This window comes from Lactococcus sp. NH2-7C (genome assembly GCF_029953655.1).
GTDB lineage: Bacteria > Bacillota > Bacilli > Lactobacillales > Streptococcaceae > Lactococcus > Lactococcus lactis.
In genome coordinates this window covers 1,234,107-1,246,573 of sequence record NZ_CP124538.1, presented here as the reverse complement: position 1 = coordinate 1,246,573, position 12,467 = coordinate 1,234,107, and the positions used below count along the sequence as shown (strand labels likewise).

Below are 12,467 nucleotides of genomic sequence, written 5' to 3'. Positions count from 1 at the left end.
TTTTGATTTAAAACCCGTGAAAACAGATTGAATCAAATCTGATAATTTAACAGGAGAAAAAAATGTCACGTATTGGTAACAAAGTCATCGTTATCCCTGCAGGCGTATCTGTAGAAGTAAACGGTGCAACTGTCACTGTCAAAGGACCTAAAGGTGAACTCGTTCGTTCATTCAACGAAAACATCACACTTGATATCGCTGAAAACGAAATCACTGTAAAACGTCCTAACGACACTAAAGAAATGAAAATGCTCCACGGAACTACTCGTGCCCTTCTTGCTAACATGGTAGAAGGTGTTTCAACTGGTTTCTCTAAAGCACTTGAAATGATCGGGGTTGGGTACCGTGCACAATTACAAGGAACTAAACTTGTATTGTCAGTTGGTAAATCTCACCAAGACGAAATTGAAGCACCAGAAAACATCAAATTTGTTGTTGCAACTCCAACTTCTATCGTTGTTGAAGGTATCAGCAAAGAAGCCGTTGGTCAAACAGCAGCTTACATCCGTAGCCGTCGTTCTCCAGAACCTTATAAAGGTAAAGGGATTCGCTACGTTGGTGAATACGTTCGTCGTAAAGAAGGTAAAACTGGTAAATAATTTTTGTCAAAATAATGTTCACTTGAACATTCATTTAGCAAAAAATGTTATCCGTAATTGGTGGTTTGACTTTGTCAAATTGCCAGTATTTTGTCAATGCTAACTTTGTTAGACAGACAAAAACTCCCCGCTTGCTGACAGCATTCTAGTAATTCTGTCAGTAAGAAAATCGATGGCAAAAACTATCGAAATTTAAAATAATATAGAGGTAGAATTGTGATTTCTAAACCAGATAAAAACAAACTCCGCCAAAAACGTCACACACGTGTACGCGGTAAAATTTCAGGAACATCTGAAACTCCACGTTTGAACGTTTTCCGTTCAAACACAAACATTTATGCACAAGTCATTGATGACGTAACTGGTACAACACTTGCATCAGCTTCATCACTTAAATTGACTGGTACTAAAACTGAACAAGCCGCAGAAGTTGGTAAACTCGTTGCTGAAGCTGCAAAAGCTAAAGGCGTTGAAGAAGTTGTCTTCGACCGCGGTGGTTACCTCTATCACGGACGTGTTGCAGCACTCGCTACAGCAGCTCGTGAAGCTGGATTGAAATTCTAAGGAAAGGGGTAATTAAACATGGCAGAAAACAGAAGAAATGATCGCGAACAAAGCGAATTTGAAGAACGCGTAGTTTCAATTAACCGCGTTACTAAAGTTGTTAAAGGTGGACGTCGTCTTCGCTTTGCAGCACTTGTTGTTGTTGGTGACCGTAACGGTCGCGTAGGTTTCGGTACTGGTAAAGCTCAAGAAGTTCCTGAAGCTATCCGTAAAGCAATCGAAGCAGCTAAGAAAAACCTTATTACAGTTCCTATGGTAGGTACTACACTTCCTCACGAAGCACTTGGTGTCTTCGGTGGTGGTAAAATCCTCCTTAAACCAGCTGTAGAAGGTGCTGGAGTTGCCGCAGGTGGTGCCGTTCGTGCCGTCCTCGAACTCGCTGGTGTTGCTGACGTAACATCAAAATCACTTGGTTCAAACACACCAATCAACGTTGTTCGTGCAACCGTTGATGGATTGAATCAATTGAAACGTGCTGAAGAAGTTGCTGCATTACGCGGTAAATCTGTATCAGATTTCGCCTAAGGAGGAAAAAATGGCTCAAATTAAAATTACATTGGTAAACTCACCAATCGGCCGTATCCCTGCTCAACGCAAAACTGTTAAAGCACTCGGTCTTGGTAAACTCAACAGCTCAGTAGTAAAAGAAGGTTCACCTGCTATTCTTGGTATGGTAAACTCTATTTCTCACTTGGTAAAAGTTGAAGAAGCATAATTAATATTAAAAAAATAACAATTCTGTTTTTACTGACAGGATTGTTTTTTTACTGTTAGAAATCTAGAGTACTTTAAAAAAAGGATACTTTACTATTTTTTAGAATAGTAAAATATATTTGCAAACGACGAAATGGCTTGTAATTCCAATCGAAAAATAGTAAAATAATAGAAGTCTGATATCAGGCAAATAAATATATTAACGTATCGGCGAGTTTGTTTTTCACGTTCCTTACATGGAAAATAGGCGACAGCAAGGTACAAAATAAGGAGAAAAAAATGGAACTTCATTCATTGAAAGCTGCTGAAGGCAGCCGTAAAGTACGTAATCGCGTAGGTCGTGGTACATCATCAGGTAATGGTAAAACTTCTGGACGTGGACAAAAAGGTCAAAAATCTCGTTCAGGTGGTGGAGTACGTCCTGGTTTTGAAGGTGGACAAACAGAATTGTTCCGTCGCATGCCAAAACGTGGTTTCTTGAATGTTAACCGTAAAGAATACGCTATTGTTAACCTTGAAACTTTGAACCGTCTTGAAGATGGAGCAACTGTTTCAGCTGAAACTCTTGTAGCTGCTAAAATCATCAAGGACGTTAAATCAGGTGTTAAAGTTCTTGCTAACGGTGAATTGACAGCTAAAAAACTTACAGTTAAAGTTGCTAAAGTATCTGCTGCTGCTAAAGCTGCAATTGAAGCTGCTGGTGGTTCTGTAGAAGAAGCTTAATTTTTACACTACAATTGGCGGTTGAATTTTCAACCGCTTATTGTCTATTTACAATTAAAACGCTTTAAGGAGATTTTATGTTTTTTAAGACTCTTAAGGAAGCCTTTAAGGTCAAGGACGTCCGAGCAAGAATTCTCTTTACGATTTTTATTCTTTTTGTTTTCCGCTTAGGTGCCCATATTACGGTACCTGGCGTCAACGTTCAAAACTTGACAGAAGTAAGTAATCTTCCTTTCTTGAACATGATGAACTTGGTTTCTGGTAATGCAATGCAAAACTACTCACTCTTTGCAATGGGAGTTTCGCCTTATATTACCGCTTCAATCATTGTTCAATTGTTACAAATGGATATTTTGCCAAAATTTGTTGAGTGGTCAAAACAAGGAGAAATTGGACGTCGTAAGCTGAATCAAGCAACACGTTACATTACCTTAGTGCTTGCTATGGCACAATCTATCGGGATTACTGCTGGTTTCCAAGCCATGAGCTCGTTAAATATTGTGCAAAATCCAAATTGGCAAAGCTATTTGATGATTGGTGCGATTTTGACCACTGGTTCAATGGTTGTTACTTGGATGGGTGAACAAATTAATGAAAAAGGGTTTGGTTCAGGTGTCTCAGTAATTATCTTTGCTGGTATTGTCTCTGGTATTCCATCAGCTGTCAAATCTGTTTATGATGAAAAATTCTTAAACGTTCGACCATCTGAAATTCCAATGTCTTGGTTATTTGTTGTTGGTCTTGTCTTAGCAGCAATTATTATTATTTATGTTACAACTTTTGTTCAACAAGCAGAGCGTAAAGTACCTATTCAATACACAAAGTTGACCCAAGGAGCTCCAACAAGTTCTTATTTGCCACTTCGTGTCAATCCAGCTGGGGTTATCCCGGTTATCTTTGCTGGTTCAATTACAACTGCTCCAGCTACTATTTTGCAGTTCTTGCAACGTTCACAAGGAAGTAACGTAGGTTGGTTGTCAACTTTACAAGAGGCTCTATCATATACGACATGGACAGGAATGCTTTTCTACGCATTATTAATTGTTCTCTTCACATTCTTTTACTCATTCGTTCAGGTTAATCCTGAAAAGATGGCTGAAAACCTTCAAAAACAAGGTTCTTACATTCCATCAGTTCGTCCAGGTAAAGGAACAGAGAAATATGTTTCACGTCTTCTAATGCGTCTTGCGACAGTTGGTTCACTCTTCCTCGGTTTGATTTCAATCATTCCAATTGCTGCCCAAAACGTTTGGGGACTACCAAAAATAGTTGCTCTTGGAGGAACATCCTTATTAATCTTGATTCAAGTTGCTATTCAAGCAGTGAAACAACTTGAAGGATATTTACTCAAACGTAAATATGCAGGATTTATGGATAATCCACTTGAAACAAAATAAAATCTTGTCATTAGACAAGGTTTTTCTTTATTTTTTAACAAAAATACGCTAAAATAGTGTAGGTAAAATCACAGAGAACATCTGCAATTTACTGACAGTTCTGTCAGTAATTTATAAATTAAAATCAGGAGAAAATAGAATGAATTTATTAATCATGGGACTTCCAGGAGCTGGTAAAGGGACTCAAGCTGAGTTCATCGTTAAAAATTATGGAGTGAATCACATTTCAACAGGTGACATGTTCCGTGCCGCAATGAAAAACGAAACCGAAATGGGTAAACTTGCTAAATCTTTCATCGATAAAGGTGAGCTTGTTCCTGATGAAGTAACAAACGGAATTGTTAAAGAACGTTTAGCACAAGATGATATCAAAGCTTCAGGCTTCTTGCTCGATGGATACCCACGTACAATTGATCAAGCTCATGCACTTGATACAATGCTTGAAGAACTTGGAATCAAACTTGATGCCGTTGTAAATATCGTCGTTAACCCAGATATTTTGGTTGATCGTTTAAGTGGCCGTTACATCTGCCGTAACTGTGGTGCAACTTATCATAAAATCTTCAATCCAACTAAAGTTGAAGGCGTTTGTGATGTTTGTGGTAGTCATGACCTTTATCAACGTGCGGATGATGTTCCAGAAACTGTTAAAAACCGTTTGGATGTCAATATTAAAGAATCAGCTCCAATTATTGAACACTATACTGAACTTGGACTTGTTAAAAACATTGAAGGTGAACAAGAAATTAGTCAAGTGACAGAAGATATTAAAAAAGTTTTAGGATAATCAAAATAAAAACCTCTGTCAGAGGTTTTTTTAATAAAATAGCAAGATTAGAATACAAAATTTTACTGACAGCTCTCTGTCAGTAAAATTATAAAAATGAAACACCCGAAAACATTGCCATGAATAGCTTTGAAAGCGAGTAATAAATTAAACATGTACTCAAGCTAGAAAAATAAAGGCTTTTCTGAAAGAAAGACTTGCATTTGTTGATGAAAAATGCTAAAATACATAAGTCCGACTTTTTAGATATATATAGTATATATCTTTCGGGAAATTTCTAAGGAGGTACTTTTGCTTGGCAAAAGATGATGTAATTGAAGTAGACGGCAAAGTCGTTGACACCATGCCGAATGCGATGTTCACGGTTGAACTCGAAAATGGTCACCAAGTCTTGGCGACGATTTCAGGAAAAATTCGAAAGAATTATATCCGTATCTTGCCTGGAGACAAGGTTCAAGTTGAACTCTCACCATACGATTTGACACGCGGACGAATTACTTACCGATTTAAGTAATCCGGACATTCATTGAGTGCATGATGCACAGTAACCATAGAAAGGAAGACACAATGAAAGTAAGACCATCAGTTAAACCAATCTGCGAATACTGTAAAGTTATTCGTCGTAACGGTCGTGTAATGGTAATTTGCCCTGCCAATCCAAAACACAAACAACGTCAGGGATAGAAAGGAAATAGAAAAATATGGCTCGTTTTGCTGGAGTTGATATTCCAAACGAAAAACGCATTGTTATTTCATTAACATACGTATTCGGTGTTGGACTTCAAACATCTAAAAAAGTACTTGCAGCTGCAGGTGTCTCAGAAGATATCCGTACAAAAGATTTGACATCAGATCAAGAAGATGCAATTCGTCGTGAACTTGATGGATTGAAACTGGAAGGAGACCTTCGTCGTGAAGTGTCACTTAACATCAAACGTTTGATGGAAATCGGTTCTTACCGTGGTATGCGTCACCGTCGTGGACTTCCTACACGTGGACAAAACACTAAGAACAACGCTCGTACACGTAAAGGTCCTGCTAAATCAATCGCAGGTAAGAAAAAATAATTAAATAGAAAGGAGTTAAAATGGCAAAAATTACACGTAAACGTCGTGTTAAAAAGAATATTGAATCTGGGATTGTTCATATCCAATCAACATTCAACAACACAATCGTTATGATCACAGACGTTCATGGTAACGCCCTTGCTTGGTCATCAGCTGGTGCACTTGGATTTAAAGGTTCTAAAAAATCTACACCTTTCGCCGCTCAAATGGCTTCAGAAGCTGCTGCTAAAGCTGCTCAAGAGCAAGGTTTGAAAACTGTATCTGTTACAGTTAAAGGTCCTGGTTCAGGTCGCGAATCAGCTATCCGCGCACTCGCTGCAGCTGGTCTTAATGTAACATCTATCAGTGATGTGACTCCTGTACCTCACAATGGTGCACGTCCTCCAAAACGTCGTCGTGTATAATTAGTTGCTCTTGTCACTAATCACTTTTCGCTTAGAGGAGAACATACATGATTGAGTTTGAAAAACCAAAAATTACTAAATTTGACGAATCAGAAAATTACGGTAAATTCGTTGTTGAACCACTTGAACGTGGTTATGGTACAACTTTAGGTAACTCTCTGCGTCGCGTCCTTTTGTCATCACTTCCTGGTGCTGCTGTGACTTCAATTCAAATTGAAGGTGTTCAACACGAATTCGCAACAATCCCTGGCGTACGTGAAGATGTCATCCAAATCGTTCTTGCGGTTAAAGGAATTGCCATCAAATCATACGTAGAGTCTGAAAAACAAATCGAACTTGACGTAACTGGTCCTATGGATGTTACTGCTGGTGATATCTTAACTGATAGCGACATTGAAATTGTCAACAAAGACCATTACTTGTTCTCTATTGCTGAAGGTCACTCAATGCGTGCTGTAATGACTGTTAAAAAAGGATACGGCTATGTTCCGGCTGACGAAAATAAAGTCGATGGAGCGCCAATTGGCACAATTGCTGTAGACTCAATTTACACACCAGTAAGTAAAGTAAATTATCAAGTAGAACCTGCCCGTGTTGGTGGAGATTCTAGCTACGATAAATTGACACTTGAAATTACTACAAACGGTACTATCGTTTCTGACGAAGCTTTATCACTCTCAGCTAAAATCTTGACAGACCACTTGAACTTGTTCGTTGATCTTTCAGAAGTTGCAGCTGAAGCCGAAACACTTGTTGTTAAAGATGAAGTTAAAACAGAACGTGTGCTCGATAAAATTATTGAAGAAATGGACTTCTCAGTTCGTGCTTACAATGGTTTGAAACGCGCAGGTATCAACACTGTTGCTGATATTGTTGAAATGAGCGAAGCTGACATGATTAAAGTCAAAAACCTCGGTCACAAATCAGTAGAAGAAGTCAAAGTTAAATTGACTGAATTGGGACTTTCCCTTAAAAAAAGAAAATAATAATATAGGAGGAAACAAATGAGCAATCGTAAACTCGGACGTACATCTTCACAACGTAAAGCTATGCTTCGTGATTTGACTACAGATTTGATCATCAACGAAACTATCGTTACAACTGAAGCTCGCGCTAAAGAAGTTCGTCGTACAGTAGAAAAAATGATTACGCTTGGTAAAAAAGGTGACCTTTCAGCTCGTCGTGCAGCAGCTGCTTACGTACGTAATGAAATCGCAATTAAAGATTTCAACGAAGAAACTGAAACTTTCCCAACTGCCCTTCAAAAATTATTCAACGACCTTGCTAAACGCTACGAAGGACGTAACGGTGGTTACACTCGTATCCTTAAAGTAGAACCACGTCGTGGTGATGCTGCGCCTATGGCAATCATTGAATTGGTTTAATTGTATTAAATCTTGAAGTAATAATAAAATACTAAATTGAGTGTTATGATGTTGGCGGGGGTTTCTGTGGGTGCATGTGTTGAGTTGTGATTGACTCTCTTTCGCATCAGCCTTGCTTATAGTCTAGCTCTGTCTGATTAGATTAAATTTCTAATCTAGTCAGACCACTCAATTTATTTATTTTAGCCGTTGTAGCTCAGTCGGTAGAGCAGCACCATGGTAAGGTGAAGGTCGACAGTTCGATTCTGTTCAATGGCATATTTTTTTACAATATATTTATTTAAATATAAGAGATCTTATTTATAAAATAAGATCTTTTAGTTACTAGAATAATAGTATAAGAAATTAAAGATTAATATTGAAGATATGGAAATTTATTTATCATATAGACTAATGTAAAAGTATAAATATCTAAAATAGTAATAATAAAAGTAGATGAAATTGCTTGTCCATAATGTATGGTCCTTGAGAATCAAGTCTAAATGATACGATTATTTTTATCTAAGATTCATGTCAGACGTTCTGAAATATGATAAAATAGTAAAAGAATAAAATCCTTTATAAAATAAAACAGCGGATTATCCGCTGTTTTGTTACATTTGAATAAATTTTACGTATGAATAATTGGAGGGAAAATGGCGAAGAAAAAATCATCATTTGTTTGTCAAAATTGTGGTTATAAGTCTGCAAAATACTTAGGACGTTGTCCAAACTGTGGAGAATGGTCTTCTTTTGTTGAAGAAGTTGAAGTTCAAGAAGTTAAAAATCAACGTGTTTCAATGACTGGCGAACGTTCAAAACCGATGAAGTTAGATGAAGTTGAATTATTTGATACTCCTCGGATTGAAACGGACTTAGATGAATTTAATCGAGTATTAGGAGGGGGTGTTGTTCCTGGTTCATTGGTTCTGATTGGAGGAGACCCTGGGATAGGTAAATCAACCTTACTTTTACAGGTTTCTACTCAACTGGCTTCTAGAGGTCGCGTGCTTTATGTGAGTGGTGAAGAATCAGCCCAACAAATTAAATTAAGAGCTGAGCGTTTAGGAGATATTGACCGTGACTTTTATCTCTATGCTGAAACAAATATGCAGTCGATTCGTGCAGAAGTTGAACGTTTAAAACCTAACTTCCTAATTATTGACTCAATACAAACAATCATGACACCAGAAATTCAATCAACACAAGGATCTGTAAGTCAAGTTCGTGAAGTAACTGGTGAATTGATGCAAATTGCTAAAACGAATGATATTGCAACCTTTATTGTTGGACATGTGACCAAAGAAGGGCAATTGGCTGGTCCAAGAATGTTGGAGCACATGGTTGATACGGTGCTCTATTTTGAAGGAGAACGAAATAATACATTTCGAATTCTTCGGGCTGTAAAAAATCGTTTTGGTTCAACGAATGAAATTGGAATTTTTGAGATGCAGGGTCATGGATTGGTCGAAGTAACTAATCCTTCAGAGGTCTTTTTAGAAGAACGCTTAGAGGGTTCAACTGGATCTGCGATTGTTTGTGCACTTGAAGGAACACGTCCTATATTAGTTGAAATACAAGCACTGACGACACCGACAATGTTTGGGAATGCTAAAAGGACGACCTCAGGCCTAGATTTTAATCGTGTGAGTTTAATAATGGCGGTACTTGAGAAGAGAACGGGGCTATTGATGCAAAATCAAGATGCCTATCTCAAATCTGCAGGGGGAGTAAAGTTAGATGAGCCAGCTATTGACCTTGCAGTTGCGGTTGCTGTGGCTTCAAGTTATAAAGAACTTTCGACAGATGCAAGTGAATGTTTTATTGGTGAAATTGGGTTAACAGGTGAAATTCGTCGAGTGACTCGAATTGAACAAAGACTGAATGAAGCTGCAAAACTAGGATTTAAAAAGGTATATGCTCCCAAAAATTCAATTGTAGGGATTGATATTCCTGAACAAATTCAAGTGATTGGAGTGACTACTTTGACTGAATGTCTAAAACTAGTCTTCGGTTAATATAAAAAAGACTATTTCTTTAATGGAATAGCCTTTTTTAATGAATGACTTAGTTTATAAGAATAATAAGCTAATAGAATTAATAGACTAGAGCCGATTAATGTAAAATCACCTAACCATAAACTTAAAAGAGAAGAAATAAAGGCTCCCACAACAAATGACAAAGCAAGAGACAGGAAGATAAGTGAATTTTTCAAGTCCTTAGTATTTTTAGAGACTAAGTATTGTCCTAGATTTGTTCCAAAAGCTTTGATATTTCCTGTGGACATAATATTAGCATAAGGAAGTCCTCTGACTCGGGTAAAGGTATCACCTTGAATAACCATAAAAAAGGAGAGAATTCCAACAAAAAGTGAGGCTGATAAATGTAAAAAAGTAGCAAAAGCGATAGAAATAAGTAATATACCAATCATTTGTATAAAGAGAAGGGATTCGATTTCACTTTGATTATTTTGGTTTTTATATTTTGTAAATAGAGTTTTGAAAAGTGCACCTAGTGCAAAAAATAAAATTGGAATTATAAATTGAAAAGCTTTCTCCAAATTTCCATGAGCTAAATTAATTCCAGTCTGAATTAAATTCCCAGTTTGGAGGCTAGCGAAACGACCATCAAAATGAAAAAAGGTGAATGCATCAACAAAGCCTGTATTCATGGCAAGTAATAGGGCAACAAGTAAACTTTCTTTAGAATGGACTGCGGATTTAAGCATAATTTTTTTCCTTCATAATTTGTAAAAGATAAAGTCATTATAGCACAATGATAATCTAATACGCTCTATTTAAAATAAAAAATAAAATGATCGCTAAAAAGGCAAATAAGTTATAATATAATAAATATACTATGAGAAATTCAATAGATTTCTTGTGTTTGGATAAGCAATATTAAAGGAGCATGTGTTATAATTGACACAGGGCTTTCTTGTAAGCCTATCCATTTTCTAAAAGGAGGAAAAAATATGCGTCGTTGGATTATTCATCTTGTTATGACTGTCATCGGAGCATCGCTAGGTGTTGCTGTTGTACCATCAATTTTAAAAGTATTTGGTTGGAACACAGGAATTTTGCAGAACGAAGCTGTTGACGGTGTGATTGGTGCAATTATTTTTATTATTCTTTCATTTATATTTGCCGGTTCAATGCTTAATGGGTTGAAAAAAATAGATTCTAGAATTTCCAAAATGAATATGTCAAAAATGGTCTTTAATATTATTGGGATCGTTCTTGGTCTTCTAGTTGGGGTTATTGGAAGTATTCCATTAAGATTTTTAAATGTTCCTATCTTAAGTAATATCATTTCATTCATACTTGTTTTGCTGATGATTTATTTGGGATATGTTTTGTTTGATCGACGAGGAGATGAAATTACAAAAGTGCTTTTTCGTAAGCGCCGTGAAGCAATGGCAACTGAATCAGCAGAAGTTGCTGAGGAAGTTGTCAGCGAATCTAAGAGTAATAATAGTATTTTATTGGATACGAGTTCAATCATTGATGGTCGAATTTTAGATGTAATTAAAACAGGTTTCATTTCAGATAAAATTATCGTTCCTAATTTCGTGATTTTAGAATTACAATTAATTTCTGATAGTTCAGACCCACTGAAAAGGGCTAAAGGACGTCGGGGCTTGGATTTGGTGAATGAATTAACTAAATTTGATCAAGTTGAAATTTCTCAAGTTGATTTTCCGGATGTTCGAGAAGTTGATACTAAACTTCTTAAATATGCAAGTTCTACTGGATCAAAATTAGTGACGAATGATTTTAATCTTAATAAAGTTGCTGAAATTCAAGGTGTTCAAGTTCTTAATATCAATGATCTTGCTAATGCTGTGAAAACACAACTTGTTGTGGGAGAACATATTAACGTACAAATTATTCGTGCTGGTTCTGAACGTCAACAAGGCGTGGCTTATTTGCCAGATGGAACAATGATTGTCATCGAAGATACTGCAAAATTGATTGATAAAACAGTTACAGTTGAGGTTGCTAAGGTGCTACAAACAAGTGCTGGTCGAATGATTTTTGCTGATTTAGTAAAAAATAAAGAAGAAAACCGATAATTTATCGGTTTTTATCTTAAATGAATTTTGAGCATTTAGGAGTTTAATATGTATTTAAAACGATTTATTCAATTATTTGTAGTTTTTTTAATTTCTTTAGCTGTTTTTGCTTTGATATTAGAAATGGATTTTGGAAATTATTGGTTAAGATTTGTTTTGGGGCTGATCGTCGCTTATGTTTTTCTTACTTTACCACTTGTTCTCTTAACAATTTTTAAAAGTAATAAAAAGGCTAATGTTGTTGGTACAAATGCTGTAGAAAATGAACTTACTTATCTTTTAAATGACTTTCCAGGCTACCTTGCTTTAAGTGTTACTGGTGAAAATTCAAAGAGTTCAACAACAATTATGAGTTTTATTCAAGCTCAAAAAACGGAAAATGTTTTCTATATGGTTGCGGATAAAAAATCTTCAAAGATTAGTGATATAAAAAGAAATTCACAAGTGAGTTTTACGACTTGGTTTGATAAGTTGGAAAAAGGAGGGCGCTTGTCTTCAAATCGGGTTCATGCAGAAATCTTAGAAGATACTAAAGCTCAAGAAATTGTGAAAAAAGAAGGATTAATCCTATCTCTTCATGAAAATGCGGAGAATATGTCAATTATTGCTTTAAGGATTGAATCGGTCCTTTATGAAAATTTTAAAGGTCAAACTAAAGTTATTAATTTTGAAAAATAATTTATTAAAACTGCTTTTTAGCAGTTTTTTTATTTTAATAAAAGTGGGAAATGTTGACATTTTAGCTATATTGTATTAATATATAGATGTAGTTA

17 protein-coding genes and 1 tRNA gene are annotated in these 12,467 nt (G+C 36.2%); 17 read left to right on the top strand and 1 reads right to left on the bottom strand.

The genetic code is table 11. The features are described from left to right. Nucleotides 1-62 precede the first annotated feature (62 nt). The 15 genes from rplF to radA all read left to right on the top strand — a co-directional run bounded on the left by rplF (nt 63) and on the right by radA (nt 9,637). Nucleotides 63-599 (top strand): 50S ribosomal protein L6, encoded by a 537-nt coding sequence (rplF, locus tag QJV49_RS06235; protein WP_225512520.1) that lies wholly within the window; start codon nt 63-65, stop codon nt 597-599. Between the two features lie 216 nt (nt 600-815). Continuing rightward, nucleotides 816-1,163, top strand: coding sequence for a 50S ribosomal protein L18 (gene rplR, locus QJV49_RS06230; protein ID WP_003129924.1), 348 nt, complete (start codon nt 816-818; stop codon nt 1,161-1,163). A gap of 18 nt (nt 1,164-1,181) precedes the next feature. After that, on the top strand, nt 1,182-1,688 hold the full coding sequence (gene rpsE / locus QJV49_RS06225) for a 30S ribosomal protein S5 (protein ID WP_003129922.1): 507 nt from the start codon (nt 1,182-1,184) through the stop codon (nt 1,686-1,688). A 10-nt stretch (nt 1,689-1,698) separates the two neighbouring features. Then, nucleotides 1,699-1,878: a 50S ribosomal protein L30 gene (gene rpmD, locus QJV49_RS06220; RefSeq protein ID WP_003129921.1), complete on the top strand. Its 180-nt coding sequence runs from the start codon at nt 1,699-1,701 to the stop codon at nt 1,876-1,878. Between the two features lie 278 nt (nt 1,879-2,156). Next, a complete protein-coding gene (rplO, locus tag QJV49_RS06215; RefSeq protein ID WP_003129920.1) occupies nt 2,157-2,600 on the top strand; it encodes a 50S ribosomal protein L15 in 444 nt (147 codons plus the stop codon). Nucleotides 2,601-2,677: 77 nt separating this feature from the next. Beyond that, nucleotides 2,678-3,997, top strand: coding sequence for a preprotein translocase subunit SecY (secY, locus tag QJV49_RS06210; RefSeq protein ID WP_225512521.1), 1,320 nt, complete (start codon nt 2,678-2,680; stop codon nt 3,995-3,997). Between the two features lie 139 nt (nt 3,998-4,136). Continuing rightward, entirely contained in the window at nt 4,137-4,784 is a 648-nt protein-coding gene (locus QJV49_RS06205; protein ID WP_010906298.1) for an adenylate kinase, read from the top strand. Nucleotides 4,785-5,079: 295 nt separating this feature from the next. Beyond that, the gene (gene infA, locus QJV49_RS06200) at nt 5,080-5,298 is read left to right on the top strand and encodes a translation initiation factor IF-1 (protein ID WP_003130554.1); all 219 of its coding nucleotides are present in this window, start codon (nt 5,080-5,082) and stop codon (nt 5,296-5,298) included. 53 nt (nt 5,299-5,351) lie between these two features. Then, nucleotides 5,352-5,468 carry a 50S ribosomal protein L36 gene (rpmJ, locus tag QJV49_RS06195; RefSeq protein ID WP_001808836.1) on the top strand — a complete coding sequence of 39 codons (117 nt, stop codon included), beginning with the start codon at nt 5,352-5,354 and terminating at the stop codon, nt 5,466-5,468. Nucleotides 5,469-5,485: 17 nt separating this feature from the next. Next, nucleotides 5,486-5,851: a 30S ribosomal protein S13 gene (gene rpsM, locus QJV49_RS06190; protein ID WP_003130555.1), complete on the top strand. Its 366-nt coding sequence runs from the start codon at nt 5,486-5,488 to the stop codon at nt 5,849-5,851. 20 nt (nt 5,852-5,871) lie between these two features. Continuing rightward, nucleotides 5,872-6,255 carry a 30S ribosomal protein S11 gene (rpsK, locus tag QJV49_RS06185; RefSeq protein ID WP_010906297.1) on the top strand — a complete coding sequence of 128 codons (384 nt, stop codon included), beginning with the start codon at nt 5,872-5,874 and terminating at the stop codon, nt 6,253-6,255. Nucleotides 6,256-6,302: 47 nt separating this feature from the next. Beyond that, nucleotides 6,303-7,241 carry a DNA-directed RNA polymerase subunit alpha gene (locus QJV49_RS06180; protein ID WP_003130557.1) on the top strand — a complete coding sequence of 313 codons (939 nt, stop codon included), beginning with the start codon at nt 6,303-6,305 and terminating at the stop codon, nt 7,239-7,241. Nucleotides 7,242-7,259: 18 nt separating this feature from the next. Further along, the gene (rplQ, locus tag QJV49_RS06175; RefSeq protein ID WP_003130558.1) at nt 7,260-7,640 is read left to right on the top strand and encodes a 50S ribosomal protein L17; all 381 of its coding nucleotides are present in this window, start codon (nt 7,260-7,262) and stop codon (nt 7,638-7,640) included. A 185-nt stretch (nt 7,641-7,825) separates the two neighbouring features. Then, nucleotides 7,826-7,898: transfer RNA gene (locus tag QJV49_RS06170), tRNA-Thr, on the top strand. A gap of 377 nt (nt 7,899-8,275) precedes the next feature. Continuing rightward, entirely contained in the window at nt 8,276-9,637 is a 1,362-nt protein-coding gene (gene radA, locus QJV49_RS06165; RefSeq protein ID WP_225512522.1) for a DNA repair protein RadA, read from the top strand. A gap of 11 nt (nt 9,638-9,648) precedes the next feature. Here radA and QJV49_RS06160 read toward each other — a convergent pair whose 3' ends face one another. Further along, the gene (locus tag QJV49_RS06160) at nt 9,649-10,347 is read right to left on the bottom strand and encodes a YoaK family protein (RefSeq protein ID WP_225512523.1); all 699 of its coding nucleotides are present in this window, start codon (nt 10,345-10,347) and stop codon (nt 9,649-9,651) included. 246 nt (nt 10,348-10,593) lie between these two features. Here QJV49_RS06160 and QJV49_RS06155 point away from each other — a divergent pair, with 246 nt between their 5' ends. Next, the gene (locus QJV49_RS06155) at nt 10,594-11,694 is read left to right on the top strand and encodes a PIN/TRAM domain-containing protein (RefSeq protein ID WP_225512524.1); all 1,101 of its coding nucleotides are present in this window, start codon (nt 10,594-10,596) and stop codon (nt 11,692-11,694) included. Nucleotides 11,695-11,742: 48 nt separating this feature from the next. Further along, on the top strand, nt 11,743-12,372 hold the full coding sequence (locus tag QJV49_RS06150) for a pyridoxamine 5'-phosphate oxidase family protein (protein WP_225512525.1): 630 nt from the start codon (nt 11,743-11,745) through the stop codon (nt 12,370-12,372). Nucleotides 12,373-12,467: the final 95 nt, after the last annotated feature.